This window comes from Klebsiella sp. 141153, from assembly GCF_032601995.1.
Lineage (GTDB): Bacteria > Pseudomonadota > Gammaproteobacteria > Enterobacterales > Enterobacteriaceae > Klebsiella > Klebsiella aerogenes.
Map to the genome: position 1 here is coordinate 86,167 of NZ_JAQIRJ010000015.1, position 12,810 is coordinate 98,976.

The following is a 12,810-nucleotide window of genomic DNA, read 5'->3' on the forward strand; positions in this document are numbered from 1 at the left end:
ATCTCATTTTATTTTGTTATATCCGGCGCTCCGTGAATTGAGCAGTGGATAAGCAACCCGTCTTTTATAAAGCCACGTAAATACCCCCGCGTCAATTGCTGCGAAATCGCTTCAGCAAACGAATAAATAGCGATAATTTGCGAAAGTTAACTCAGCGGTCGGCGGATAAGCATTACTTATGGAAGTGTGACGATCGTCACTCTCCCGCCTCCGGGCGTGAAGGCGGGAAAACGGCGGCAATTAATGCCAGCAGAAGTGATGGACAACCTGGGTGATGAGCTCGCGCGTTGGCTTAATAAACCGCGTCTCCAGATATTCATCCGGCTGGTGGGCCTGGTTGATGGAGCCCGGTCCTAACACCAGCGTAGGGCACAGCGTCTGGATAAACGGCGCTTCGGTGCAGTAGTTCACCACTTCGGTCTGCGCGCCGAGCAGTTTTTCAACCACTTCGACCAGCTTGTGGTCCGGCGGGCATTCATAGCCTGGGATCGGCGGATGCAGCTCAGAGACCGTCAGACGCCCTGGCCAGCGCTCGCTAACCGGCGCCAGCGCTTCATCCAGCAGACCGTTCAGGTCGTTAAGCGTCATACCCGGCAATGGACGAATATCCATGTGCAGCTCGCAGCAGGCGCAGATGCGGTTGGATGCATCGCCGCCGTGAATGGCGCCCAGGTTGAGCGTCGGATAAGGCACGGTGAAGGCAGCGTAGTGGTAACGCTCTTTTAAGTCATCGCGCAGTTGCATGATGCGGCCAATCGCATCGTGCATCAGTTCGATAGCGTTCACGCCGCGCGCCGGGTCGCTGGAGTGGCCGGACTGGCCCAGTACGCGTACCGCTGTTGAAATGTGGCCTTTATGCGCCCGTACCGGCTGCAGCGAGGTCGGCTCGCCGATGATCGCGCAGTCCGGGCGCAGCTGTGTGGTTTCAGCGAAATAGCGCGCGCCCGCCATGCTGGTTTCTTCGTCAGCGGTAGCCAGTATATACAGCGGTTTTTTCAATTTACTGACGTCAACGTCGCGCAGGGCATCGAGGATAAACGCGAAGAAGCCTTTCATATCGGCCGTGCCGAGGCCGTAGAGTTTGTTGTCGTGCTCGGTAAGCGTAAACGGGTCGCGAGTCCAGCGACCATCGTCGAAAGGCACGGTATCGGTATGCCCGGCGAGCAGCAGGCCGCCAGCGCCGTGGCCGGTACTGGCCAACATATTGAATTTATTACGCGTCTCCGGTACTGGCTGGATCTCGACGTTAAAGCCCAGATCGCGGAACCAGCCGCCGAGTAAATTGATTAAAGACTCATTGCTTTGATCCAGCGCTTCTTCGGTCGCGCTGATGGAGGGTGTGGCGATCAATGCGCGGTAAATCTCGATAAAGGGCGGTAAATTGTTTTTCATTGTTGACACACCTCTGGTCATGATAGTATCAATATTCATGCAGTATTTGTGAATAAAAATACAATATCGTTGAGCGCAATAAAACCCATCGAATGTAAGGAGATGCTCTTCCAATGCTAAATACGCTGATCGTGGGAGCTAGCGGCTATGCCGGCGCAGAGCTGGTGGCCTATGTAAATCGCCACCCTCATATGAACATAACCGCTTTGACCGTCTCCGCGCAAAGCAATGATGCTGGAAAGTTAATTTCCGATATACATCCGCAACTGAAAGGTATTGTCGACCTGCCGCTGCAGGCGATGTCCGATATCAGCGAATTTAGCGCCGGCGCGGATGTGGTGTTCCTCGCCACCGCGCATGAAGTCAGCCACGATCTGGCGCCGCAGTTTTTGGCCGCGGGCTGCGTGGTGTTCGATTTATCCGGTGCGTTTCGCGTCAACGATGGGGCGTTCTACGAAAAATACTACGGTTTCACGCATCAGCATCCGGACCTGCTCAAACAGGCGGTCTACGGTCTGGCCGAGTGGAACGTCGAAGCATTGAAAGAGGCGAATTTGATCGCGGTGCCTGGCTGCTACCCGACGGCGGCGCAGCTGGCGTTAAAACCGCTGATCGATGCCGGTCTGTTGGAGCTGAAGCAATGGCCGGTGATCAACGCCACCAGCGGCGTTAGCGGCGCCGGGCGTAAGGCGGCGATGAGCAATAGCTTCTGCGAAGTCAGCCTGCAGCCGTACGGCGTTTTCAATCATCGCCATCATCCGGAAATTTCTACCCATCTGGGCGCAGAGGTGATCTTCACTCCCCACTTGGGCAATTTTAAACGCGGTATTCTGGAAACCATTACCTGCCGTCTGAAGCCGGGCGTCGGTAAAGAGCAGGTTGCTGAGGTCTTCCAGCAGGCCTATGCCAATAAGCCGTTGGTCCGTTTATACGATAAAGGCGTACCGGCGCTGAAAAATGTGGTTGGGCTGCCATTCTGTGATATCGGTTTTGCCGTCCAGGATGAACATATTATCGTCGTGGCTGCAGAAGATAACCTGCTGAAAGGCGCGGCAGCGCAGGCCGTGCAGTGCGCTAACATTCGTTTCGGCTTCGCTGAGACGCAGTCTTTAATTTAAGGTGTGATGATGAACAATCCATTGATTATCAAACTTGGCGGCGTGTTGTTGGATAGCGAAGAAGCGCTGGAGCGCCTGTTTACCGCGCTGGTGCATTACCGCGAAACACACCAGCGTCCGCTGGTTATCGTCCACGGCGGCGGCTGCGTGGTGGATGAGCTGATGAAACAGCTTAATCTGCCGGTGAAAAAGAAAAATGGCCTGCGCGTAACGCCTGCCGATCAGATTGACATCATTACCGGCGCGCTGGCGGGAACTGCCAATAAAACGCTGCTGGCATGGGCGAAAAAGCATGGTCTTTCCTCGGTAGGGCTGTTCCTTGGCGATGGCGATAGCGTGAAGGTGACTCAGTTGGATGAAGAACTGGGCCACGTTGGTAAAGCGCAGGCAGGCTCGCCGACGCTTATCAATACGCTGCTGGCGGGCGGCTACCTGCCTGTGGTGAGCTCGATTGGCGTCACCGACGAAGGACAGCTGATGAACGTCAACGCCGATCAGGCGGCGACGGCGCTGGCGGCGACGCTGGGCGCGGATCTTATCCTGCTGTCCGATGTGAGCGGCATTCTCGACGGCAAAGGTCAGCGGATTGCGGAAATGACCGCCTCCAGGGCCGAGCAACTGATTGAACAGGGCATCATTACCGACGGTATGATTGTGAAAGTAAACGCGGCGCTGGACGCGGCGCGCGAGCTGGGTCGCCCGGTGGATATCGCCTCCTGGCGTCATGCCGAGCAGCTGCCGGCATTATTTAACGGTACGCCGATCGGTACGCGTATTTTGGCTTAAGATTGAATGCCCGGCGGCGCGTTGCTTGCCGGGGCAACAAGACCGTAGGCCGGGTAAGCGCAGCGCGGCCCGGCAGAACTCACGAATAAAGGAAGCATGTTATGGCACTTTGGGGCGGGCGTTTTACACAGGCAGCAGACCAGCGGTTCAAACAATTCAACGACTCTTTACGCTTTGACTATCGTCTGGCGGAACAGGATATCGTGGGATCCGTCGCCTGGTCCAAAGCGCTGGTAACCGTAGGCGTACTGACCGCCGATGAGCAGCTGCAGCTGGAAGAGGCGCTGAACGTTCTGCTGGAAGAGGTACGCGCCAACCCGCAGCAAATCCTTGAAAGCGATGCCGAAGATATCCATAGCTGGGTCGAAGGAAAACTGATCGATAAAGTCGGCCAGTTGGGCAAAAAACTGCATACCGGACGTAGTCGTAATGACCAGGTCGCCACCGATCTCAAGCTGTGGTGCAAAGAGACCGTCACCGAACTGCTGTCCGCGACCCGCCAACTGCAAAGCGCGCTGGTGGAAACTGCAGGCAACAATCAGGATGCGGTGATGCCGGGTTATACCCATTTGCAACGCGCGCAACCAGTGACTTTTGCGCACTGGTGTCTGGCCTACGTTGAAATGCTGGCCCGTGATGAAAGCCGCCTGCAGGATGCGCTCAAGCGCCTTGATGTCAGCCCGCTGGGCTGCGGCGCGCTGGCGGGAACCGCTTATGAAATCGACCGTGAGCAGCTGGCCGGTTGGTTGGGTTTCGCATCAGCGACCCGTAACAGCCTCGATAGCGTCTCCGATCGCGATCACGTGCTGGAGCTGCTTTCCGATGCCTCAATCGGCATGGTGCACCTGTCGCGTTTTGCCGAAGATCTGATTTTCTTCAATACCGGCGAAGCGGGTTTTGTTGAACTGTCTGACCGCGTTACTTCCGGTTCGTCGCTGATGCCGCAGAAGAAAAACCCGGATGCGCTGGAACTGATCCGCGGTAAATGCGGCCGCGTGCAGGGCGCGCTGACCGGCATGATGATGACCCTGAAAGGGCTACCGCTGGCCTACAACAAAGATATGCAGGAAGACAAAGAAGGGCTGTTCGATGCGCTGGACACCTGGCTCGACTGCCTGCACATGGCGGCGCTGGTACTGGACGGTATTCAGGTGAAACGTCCGCGCTGTGCGGAAGCGGCGCAGCAGGGCTACGCCAACGCTACCGAGCTGGCGGATTACCTGGTGGCAAAAGGCGTTCCGTTCCGCGAAGCGCACCATATCGTCGGTGAAGCGGTGGTTGAAGCGATTGCTCAGGGCAAAGCGTTGGAAGATTTGCCGTTAAGCGACCTGCAAAAGTTCAGCAGCGTTATCGGCGATGACGTCTACCCGATCCTGTCCTTGCAGTCCTGCCTTGATAAACGTGCGGCCAAAGGCGGCGTCTCGCCGCAGCAGGTGGCGCTGGCGATTGCCGACGCCAGACAGCGCCTGGTGTAAGAGATTGCGCGCGAGTGAATGAGCCTGGGTAACTCCCGGGCTTTTTTACGCAAAAAAAAAGCGGACACAAGGTCCGCAAAAGTTCACGTTGGCTTTAGTTGTTCGGGTAGGGAAACTGTGAGGCGACTCAATGATTTTCAGATGTTCTCCTCGTTTCTGTGGTTATTATTGAACAGAAAACTTGATAGGGATAATCGTTCGTTGCTATTCTATCTATCGCCATGGACTATCGTGGCGATGGAGGATGAATAATGAATATTCGCGATCTTGAATACCTGGTAGCGCTGGCTGAACATCGCCACTTTCGACGTGCGGCAGATTCCTGCCACGTCAGTCAGCCCACGCTCAGCGGACAAATTCGCAAGCTGGAAGATGAACTTGGGGTGATGTTACTGGAGCGCACCAGCCGTAAGGTTCTGTTCACTCAGGCGGGTTTGCTGCTGGTGGATCAGGCGCGTACCGTGCTACGCGAAGTAAAAGTGCTCAAGGAGATGGCAAGCCAGCAAGGGGAAACCATGTCCGGGCCGCTGCATATCGGCCTGATCCCGACGGTGGGGCCATATTTGCTGCCGCACATAATCCCGATGCTGCATCAGACTTTCCCGAAGCTGGAAATGTATCTGCATGAGGCGCAAACCCATCAGCTGCTGGCGCAGCTCGATAGCGGTAAGCTCGACTGCGCGATTCTCGCGCTGGTTAAAGAGAGTGAAGCCTTTATCGAAGTGCCGCTGTTCGATGAGCCGATGATGCTGGCTATCTACGAAGACCATCCGTGGGCGGAGCGCGATCGCGTGCCGATGTCGGATTTAGCCGGTGAAAAGCTGCTGATGTTGGAAGACGGACACTGTCTGCGCGACCAGGCGATGGGCTTCTGCTTTGAAGCGGGTGCGGATGAAGATACCCACTTCCGGGCGACCAGCCTTGAAACGCTGCGCAACATGGTTGCCGCCGGAAGTGGTATTACGCTGCTGCCGGCGCTGGCGGTACCGCAGGATAGAAAACGCGATGGCGTGGTCTATATTCCGTGCATTAAGCCGGAACCAAGACGCACCATCGGGCTGGTTTATCGTCCTGGTTCGCCGCTGCGTAGCCGCTATGAGCATCTGGCGGAGGCCATCCGTAGTACTATGGATGGCCACTTCGATAAGGCGTTAAAAGAGGCGGTTTAAGCCGTTTAACGCCGCTACCCGATAGGCTTCGGCCATGGTCGGGTAGTTAAAGGTGGTGTTAACGAAGTACTCAATGGTGTTACCGCCACCTTTCTGCTCCATAATCGCCTGGCCGATATGAATAATTTCGGCTGCGCGCTCGCCAAAGCAGTGGATACCGAGGATCTCTTTCGTCTCACGATGGAACAGAATCTTCAGCGTACCTACGCTCATACCGACGATTTGCGCCCGCGCCAGATGTTTAAACTGCGCGCGACCTACCTCATAAGGCACCTTCATGGCGGTAAGCTGCTGCTCGGTTTTACCCACTGAGCTGATTTCCGGAATGGTGTAGATCCCGGTCGGGATATCTTCAATCAGATGCGCGGAGGCTTCGCCTTTGATCAGCGCCTGCGCGGCGATGCGCCCCTGATCGTAAGCCGCTGACGCCAGGCTCGGATAACCGATAACGTCGCCGACGGCATAGATGTGCGGCAGAGCGGTCTGATACATGCTGTTCACTTTCAGCTGGCCGCGGCTGTCGGTTTGCAGACCGATATTTTGCAGCGCCAGGGTGTCGGTGTTACCGGTACGGCCGTTGGCGTACAGCAGGCAGTCAGCTTTCAGCTTCTTACCGGATTTCAGATGCATGATCACGCCATCATCGACGCCTTCGATTTTCTCGTACTCTTCGTTATGGCGGATAACCACGCCGCTGTTCCAGAAGTGATAGGAGAGCGAATCGGACATCTCCTGATCGAGGAACGCCAGTAGACGATCGCGGGTGTTGATCAGATCGACCTTAACTTCCATACCGCGGAAGATCGATGCGTACTCGCAGCCGATCACCCCGGCGCCGTAAATGATCACGTGGCGCGGTTCGTGGTGCAGGCTAAGAATGGAATCGCTGTCGTAAATACGCGGGTGGTGAAAATCGACGTCGGCCGGATGATACGGGCGCGAGCCGCAGGCGATAACGAATTTCTCGGCGGTGACCGTTTCTACGGTGCCATCGTGACACTCCAGCGCCAGCGTGTGCTCATCAACAAAGTGGGCGTTGCCCTGCAGAATTTCGCAGTGGTTGCGCTCATAGAAACCCTGACGCATATGGGTTTGCTGGTTAATGACGCTGTCGGCATGGTTGAGGATGTCGGCGAAGGAAGAACGGAGAAGACGGGAATGGTCGCTGTAGAGGGGGTTTTGGTTAAACTCGATAATACGGCTGACGGCATGGCGAAGCGCTTTTGACGGGATGGTTCCCCAGTGGGTACAACCACCGCCGACGTTATGGTAGCGCTCGATAACGGCAACACGAGCTCCCTGTTTCACCAGTCCCATAGCGGCGCCTTCGCCGCCAGGACCGGAACCAATCACTATTGCATCATAATCCCAAGAGTGTGACATGGCATTACTCACCTGTTTTATACACAAAATAAACACGATGATAACATTTGGCGAGCTTTAACCCAATTATCGTTGTGCTTTTTTGCGGCATAAAAGCAGAAACGGCTCATAAACAATCATTCACAATCCAGTACAAACCGATTAGTTTTAATCTCTGGTATAGTGCCGACAGGGCTATTGGAAGGATTCATACATCGTGATGGGCGTAAGAGCACAACAAAAAGAAAAAACCCGCCGCTCGCTGGTGGAAGCGGCATTTAGCCAACTTAGCGCTGAGCGAAGCTTTGCCAGCCTGAGCTTGCGCGAGGTTGCGCGGGAAGCAGGGATCGCGCCGACGTCCTTTTATCGTCATTTTCGCGATGTCGATGAGTTAGGCCTGACGATGGTAGACGAAAGCGGGCTAATGCTGCGCCAGCTGATGCGCCAGGCGCGCCAGCGCATTGCCAAAGGCGGCAGCGTGATCCGCACCTCCGTCTCTACCTTTATGGAGTTTATTGGTAACAACCCGAACGCCTTTCGCCTGCTGTTGCGTGAGCGTTCTGGCACATCCGCGGCGTTTCGAGCCGCTGTAGCGCGCGAGATCCAGCATTTCATCGCGGAACTTGCCGACTATTTAGAACTCGAAAATCATATGCCGCGCGCCTTTACCGAAGCGCAGGCTGAAGCTATGGTCACCATCGTATTCAACGCCGGTGCGGAAGCGCTGGACGTCAGTCCGGAACAGCGCCGACAGCTGGAAGAGCGGCTGGTACTGCAGCTCAGAATGATTTCAAAAGGCGCGTATTACTGGTATCGCCGTGAACAAGAAAAAATGTCACATCATTCCGAATAACGTGAAGGACGAGCAATGAAACACTCAGTTCAAGATAAAGGTTCGCTACTGCTGGCGCTGATCGCGGGTCTGTCCATTAATGGCACCTTCGCCGCGCTGTTCAGCTCAATCGTTCCCTTTTCCATCTTCCCGGTTCTGTCGCTGCTGCTGACGGTGTACTGCCTGCACCAGCGCTATCAGAACCGCAGTATGCCGGTCGGGCTGCCGGGGCTTTCCGCCGCCTGTTTTATTCTCGGCGTATTGCTGTATAGCACCGTGGTGCGCGCAGAATATCCGGATATCGGCTCTAACTTCTTCCCGGCCGTACTGTCCGTCGTGATGGTGTTCTGGATCGGTTACAAGATGCGCAACCGCAAAGATACCGCGGCGGAGTAATCCGCCAGGCAATAACCCGGCAACGTTGCGTTCGCCGGGTTTTTTTATGCGTTTATTTCTTCGTTAACAGCACGCCGCATTCCATATGGTGGGTATACGGGAACTGATCGAATAGCGCCAGGCGGGTGACATTGTGCGTCTGGCTGAGGGTTTCCAGGTTCTGGCACAGTGTTTCCGGGTTGCAGGAGATATAGAGAATTCGCGGATAGGCCTGAACCATTTTTTCGGTCTCGCTATCCAGCCCGCTGCGCGGCGGATCGACAAAAATGGTTTCGCACTGATAGCTTTGCAGATCGATACCCTGTAGACGGTTAAACTCTCGCACGCCGTTCATCGCCTGAGTAAACTCTTCTGCCGCCATGCGGATAATCTGCACGTTATCGATATGGTTGGCGGCAATATTGTATTGCGCGGAGGCGACTGACGGTTTAGCGATTTCCGTCGCCAGCACGCGATCGAAGTTACGCGCCAGCGCCAGCGAGAAGTTGCCGTTGCCGCAGTAGAGCTCCAGCAGATCGCCGGTGGAGCCTTTGGTGACGTCCAGCGCCCACTCCAGCATCTGAATATTCATCGCCGCGTTTGGCTGGGTAAAGCTGTTTTCTACCTGACGATAAATCATTTCGCGCCCGCCAACCGGTAGACGTTCATCGACATAATCCCTATCGAGCTCGATTTTGGTTTTAGTGGCGCGGCCAATCAGCTGCACGTTGAGATTTTGCGCGCGCAGGGCATCGCGCAGCGCTTCCGCGTGCTGGCGCCATTCGTCGTCGAGCTTCTTGTGATAGAGCAGCGAGACGATGGCCTGGTTGCTCATGGTCGTCAGATAATCAATCTGGAAAAGCTTATGGCGCAGGACCGGGTTATGGCGCACGCCGTCGAGCATCGCCGGCATCAGCTGGTTGATGAGCTCGCTGGCGGCCGGGAAGGTATCGACGCGAATACGCGACTTGGTCTGCTGATCGAAGATGATGTGATAGAGGTCGTCGCCGTCGTGCCACAGGCGAAATTCAGCGCGCATCCGGTAGTGGCTGACCGGCGAACGAAATACCTCCGGAACCGGCGCGGCAAAAGGGGCCATCATTTTCTGCAAACGGACGACTTTTTCTGCCAGTTGCGCTTCGTATTGCTCGGTAGGGAGGTGTTCGGGGGTCATGATGCATCCTGAATAAAATAAGTACGCGGGGATTGTAGGGAAAGCATTGGGGATGTCCAGCCCTGGTTGCGGATGAAATATCGTTATAGCAGTCTGGACATCTATATGTTTCTAATTGTAGCATCTTGCAACCGGTCCTCTGAGTTAATAGGGAATCCAGTGCGAATCTGGAGCTGACGCGCAGCGGTAAGGAAAGGTGAGAAATAAGCGCACTCGGTGCAGACACTGCGGTTAGCCGTGGGAAGTCATTATTTCTTGAAACCGCCTCCAAGCCCGAAGACCTGCCGGATACGTCGCATTTGGTTTCTATCATCGCGAGCTACTGATAGAGCCGGCGGCATCCTCTCTATATTATGGATGCTTTTACAATGATTAAAAAAGCTTCGCTGATGACGGCTTTATCCGTCACGGCATTTTCCGGCTGGGCGCAGGACAGCAATTCAAATACGTTAGTGGTGACGGCAAACCGTGTGGCGCAACCTATCGAGACCGTGCTGGCGCCGGTGAGCGTGGTGACGCGGCAGGATATCGATCGCTGGCAGTCAACCTCTCTCACCGATGTGATGCGCCGCCTGCCGGGCGTGGACATCGCGCAAAACGGCGGCATGGGGCAGCAGAGCTCTCTCTTCGTACGCGGTACCAACTCCAGCCATGTCTTAATCCTGGTGGATGGCGTACGTCTGAATCAGGCGGGCGTCAGCGGCTCTTCCGACTTAAGCCAGTTCCCTATCGCTCTGGTACAGCGCATTGAATACGTTCGCGGCCCGCGCTCGGCGGTCTACGGCTCAGACGCGATTGGCGGGGTGGTGAACATTATTACCACTCGCGACCAGGACGGCACCACGCTCAATGCCGGCGTGGGTTCAAATGGCTACCAGAACTACGGCGGCAGCACGCAGCAGACTTTCGGCGGTCATACCCGCGTCACCCTGGCGGGCGACTATACCTATACCAAAGGCTTTGATGTTGTCGCTGAAGGCAATACCGGCGGCGTTCGCCAGCCGGATCGCGATGGCTTTATGAGCAAAACGATCTACGGCGCGCTGGAGCATAGCTTCTCCAATGAGTGGAGCGGCTTTGTGCGCGGATATGGCTATGACAACCGGACGGCCTATGATGGCTCTCCTTATGGCGGCGTATTAGTCGACACTCGCCAGCTGTATAGCCAGACCTGGGATGCCGGCCTGCGTTTTAATCAGGATATCTTCCACTCGCAGCTAACTTCCAGCTATAGCCACAGCAAGGACTACAATTACGATCCGCGACTGGGGCGCTATGACACCTCGGCGACGCTGGATGAAGTGAAACAGTACAACGTGCAGTGGGCGAATACGGTCGATATTGGCCACGGCAACGTGGGCGCCGGAATCGACTGGCAGAAACAAACCACCGAGCCTGGCACGAACTATGTGACCGATGGCTATGAAATCCGTAATACCGGCCTGTTTATCACCGGCTTGCAAAAGTTGGGCGATTTCACTCTGGAAGGGGCGGCGCGTAGCGATGATAACTCGCAGTTTGGCCAGCACGGTACCTGGCAGAGCAGCGCCGCGTGGGAGTTTATCGACGGCTACCGCTTTATCGCCTCTTATGGCACCGCCTACAAAGCGCCGAATCTCGGCCAGCTTTACGGCTTCTATGGTAATCAGAATCTCGACCCGGAAGAGAGCAAGCAGTGGGAAGGGGCCTTTGAAGGCCTGACGTCTGGGGTGACATGGCGCCTGTCCGGATATCGTAACGACATCGACAATCTGATCGACTACGACTCGCAGCTGATGAAATATTACAACGTCGGCAAGGCGCGTATTAAAGGTATTGAAGCGACGGCGTCGTTTGATACCGGGCCGCTGGCGCACAGCATCAGCTATGACTATGTCGATGCGCGTGATGCGAAAACCAACGAGCTGCTGGTGCGCCGGGCAAAACAGCAGGTGAAATACCAGCTGGACTGGCAGATTTATGATTTCGACTGGGGTGTGACCTATCACTATCTTGGCACCCGTTATGACAACACTTACGACCCGGTAACCTATGCGCCTGAGAGCGTTAAGTTGGGCGGCGTAAGCTTGTGGGATCTCGCAGTTTCGTATCCAGTCACCTCACATCTCACAGTTCGTGGTAAAATAGCCAACCTGTTCGATAAAGATTACGAGACAGTATATGGCTACCAAACTGCAGGACGGGAATACACCTTGTCTGGCAGCTACACCTTCTGATCCACGTCCCACCGTGCTGGTGTTTGATTCCGGCGTCGGTGGGTTGTCGGTATATAACGAGATTCGGCAGCTGCTGCCGGATCTACATTACATTTATGCTTTCGATAACGTTGCTTTCCCGTATGGCGAGAAGAGCGAAGAGTTTATCGTTGAGCGTGTTGTTGAGATCGTGACTGCCGTTCAGCAACGCTATCCTCTGGCGCTGGCGGTCATCGCCTGTAATACCGCCAGTACCGTTTCCCTGCCAGCCCTACGTGAAAAGTTCGCTTTCCCGGTGGTCGGCGTGGTGCCGGCAATTAAGCCTGCCGCGCGCTTAACGGCAAACGGCATTGTTGGCCTGCTGGCGACGCGCGGTACCGTCAAGCGTCCTTATACCCGTGAACTCATTGACCGCTTTGCCAATGAATGCCGCATCGAAATGCTGGGTTCCGCTGAACTGGTGGAACTGGCAGAGGCGAAGCTGCACGGCGAAGCGGTACCGTTGGAAGAGCTGCGTCGAATTCTGCGCCCGTGGTTACGGATGCAGGAACCGCCCGATACGGTCGTATTAGGTTGTACGCACTTCCCACTACTGGCGGAAGAACTGCAACAGGTTATGCCGGAAGGAACGCGGTTTATCGATTCCGGCGCGGCGATTGCTCGACGCACCGCCTGGCTGCTGGAGCATGAAGCGCCGGATGCCAAATCGAATGATGCCAATAAGGCTTTTTGCATGGCGATTACCCCGGATACTGAACAGCTTTTACCCGTTTTACAGCGTTACGGCTTTGAAACGCTGGAAAAACTACCGCTTTAATGGCGTTTTGCGCAAAAAAAAGACGGTTGAAAAGTTTTTTGAAAACAGGGCTTGTCAACGTCTCAGAACTCCCTATAATGCGCCTCCACTGACACGGAACAACGGCAAGCAAGCC

Annotated in this window: 11 protein-coding genes and 1 riboswitch; of the genes, 8 read left to right on the plus strand and 3 right to left on the minus strand. The window is 55.5% G+C overall.

Annotated elements, in window-relative coordinates; genetic code table 11:
• Positions 1-240: 240 nt before the first annotated feature.
• Positions 241-1,392, minus strand: a complete 1,152-nt coding sequence (gene argE / locus PGS10_RS23295) for an acetylornithine deacetylase (protein WP_015368914.1) — start codon at positions 1,390-1,392, stop codon at positions 241-243.
• A 113-nt stretch (positions 1,393-1,505) separates the two neighbouring features.
• Here argE and argC point away from each other — a divergent pair, with 113 nt between their 5' ends.
• From argC to oxyR, 4 genes are all read left to right on the plus strand, one after another.
• Positions 1,506-2,510, plus strand: coding sequence for an N-acetyl-gamma-glutamyl-phosphate reductase (gene argC, locus PGS10_RS23300; RefSeq protein ID WP_047066280.1), 1,005 nt, complete (start codon positions 1,506-1,508; stop codon positions 2,508-2,510).
• A 9-nt stretch (positions 2,511-2,519) separates the two neighbouring features.
• Positions 2,520-3,296 carry an acetylglutamate kinase gene (gene argB / locus PGS10_RS23305; protein ID WP_015368912.1) on the plus strand — a complete coding sequence of 259 codons (777 nt, stop codon included), beginning with the start codon at positions 2,520-2,522 and terminating at the stop codon, positions 3,294-3,296.
• A 101-nt stretch (positions 3,297-3,397) separates the two neighbouring features.
• On the plus strand, positions 3,398-4,771 hold the full coding sequence (gene argH / locus PGS10_RS23310; RefSeq protein ID WP_047066278.1) for an argininosuccinate lyase: 1,374 nt from the start codon (positions 3,398-3,400) through the stop codon (positions 4,769-4,771).
• A 251-nt stretch (positions 4,772-5,022) separates the two neighbouring features.
• On the plus strand, positions 5,023-5,940 hold the full coding sequence (oxyR, locus tag PGS10_RS23315) for a DNA-binding transcriptional regulator OxyR (protein WP_045395327.1): 918 nt from the start codon (positions 5,023-5,025) through the stop codon (positions 5,938-5,940).
• Here oxyR and sthA read toward each other — a convergent pair.
• Positions 5,923-7,323 carry a Si-specific NAD(P)(+) transhydrogenase gene (gene sthA / locus PGS10_RS23320; protein ID WP_316423568.1) on the minus strand — a complete coding sequence of 467 codons (1,401 nt, stop codon included), beginning with the start codon at positions 7,321-7,323 and terminating at the stop codon, positions 5,923-5,925. The two genes, oxyR and sthA, sit on opposite strands and share 18 nt — an antisense overlap.
• A gap of 196 nt (positions 7,324-7,519) precedes the next feature.
• Between sthA and fabR the strand changes: the two genes are divergently transcribed.
• On the plus strand, positions 7,520-8,155 hold the full coding sequence (fabR, locus tag PGS10_RS23325; protein WP_015368907.1) for an HTH-type transcriptional repressor FabR: 636 nt from the start codon (positions 7,520-7,522) through the stop codon (positions 8,153-8,155).
• A gap of 15 nt (positions 8,156-8,170) precedes the next feature.
• Positions 8,171-8,530, plus strand: coding sequence for a YijD family membrane protein (locus PGS10_RS23330; RefSeq protein WP_316423569.1), 360 nt, complete (start codon positions 8,171-8,173; stop codon positions 8,528-8,530).
• 52 nt (positions 8,531-8,582) lie between these two features.
• On the opposite strand, the gene trmA is transcribed toward PGS10_RS23330, so the two are convergent.
• The gene (gene trmA / locus PGS10_RS23335; protein ID WP_020077583.1) at positions 8,583-9,683 is read right to left on the minus strand and encodes a tRNA (uridine(54)-C5)-methyltransferase TrmA; all 1,101 of its coding nucleotides are present in this window, start codon (positions 9,681-9,683) and stop codon (positions 8,583-8,585) included.
• 115 nt (positions 9,684-9,798) lie between these two features.
• A riboswitch (cobalamin riboswitch) is annotated at positions 9,799-9,986 on the plus strand.
• Positions 9,987-10,051: 65 nt separating this feature from the next.
• On the opposite strand from trmA, the gene btuB reads away from it, so the two are divergent.
• Entirely contained in the window at positions 10,052-11,899 is a 1,848-nt protein-coding gene (gene btuB / locus PGS10_RS23340; protein WP_063414030.1) for a TonB-dependent vitamin B12 receptor BtuB, read from the plus strand.
• Positions 11,844-12,695, plus strand: a complete 852-nt coding sequence (gene murI / locus PGS10_RS23345) for a glutamate racemase (RefSeq protein ID WP_015703959.1) — start codon at positions 11,844-11,846, stop codon at positions 12,693-12,695. The genes btuB and murI overlap by 56 nt, the downstream gene beginning before the upstream one ends.
• Positions 12,696-12,810 lie beyond the last annotated feature (115 nt).

Bases quoted from the DNA above. Each gene is read 5' to 3' on its own strand.
- argC (WP_047066280.1), top strand. From the start codon at position 1,506: ATGCTAAATACGCTGATCGTGGGAGCTAGCGGCTATGCCGGCGCAGAG.
- trmA (WP_020077583.1), bottom strand. From the start codon at position 9,683: ATGACCCCCGAACACCTCCCTACCGAGCAATACGAAGCGCAACTGGCA.
- btuB (WP_063414030.1), top strand. From the start codon at position 10,052: ATGATTAAAAAAGCTTCGCTGATGACGGCTTTATCCGTCACGGCATTT.
- argB (WP_015368912.1), top strand. From the start codon at position 2,520: ATGAACAATCCATTGATTATCAAACTTGGCGGCGTGTTGTTGGATAGC.
- PGS10_RS23330 (WP_316423569.1), top strand. From the start codon at position 8,171: ATGAAACACTCAGTTCAAGATAAAGGTTCGCTACTGCTGGCGCTGATC.
- murI (WP_015703959.1), top strand. From the start codon at position 11,844: ATGGCTACCAAACTGCAGGACGGGAATACACCTTGTCTGGCAGCTACA.
- argH (WP_047066278.1), top strand. From the start codon at position 3,398: ATGGCACTTTGGGGCGGGCGTTTTACACAGGCAGCAGACCAGCGGTTC.
- oxyR (WP_045395327.1), top strand. From the start codon at position 5,023: ATGAATATTCGCGATCTTGAATACCTGGTAGCGCTGGCTGAACATCGC.
- argE (WP_015368914.1), bottom strand. From the start codon at position 1,392: ATGAAAAACAATTTACCGCCCTTTATCGAGATTTACCGCGCATTGATC.
- sthA (WP_316423568.1), bottom strand. From the start codon at position 7,323: ATGTCACACTCTTGGGATTATGATGCAATAGTGATTGGTTCCGGTCCT.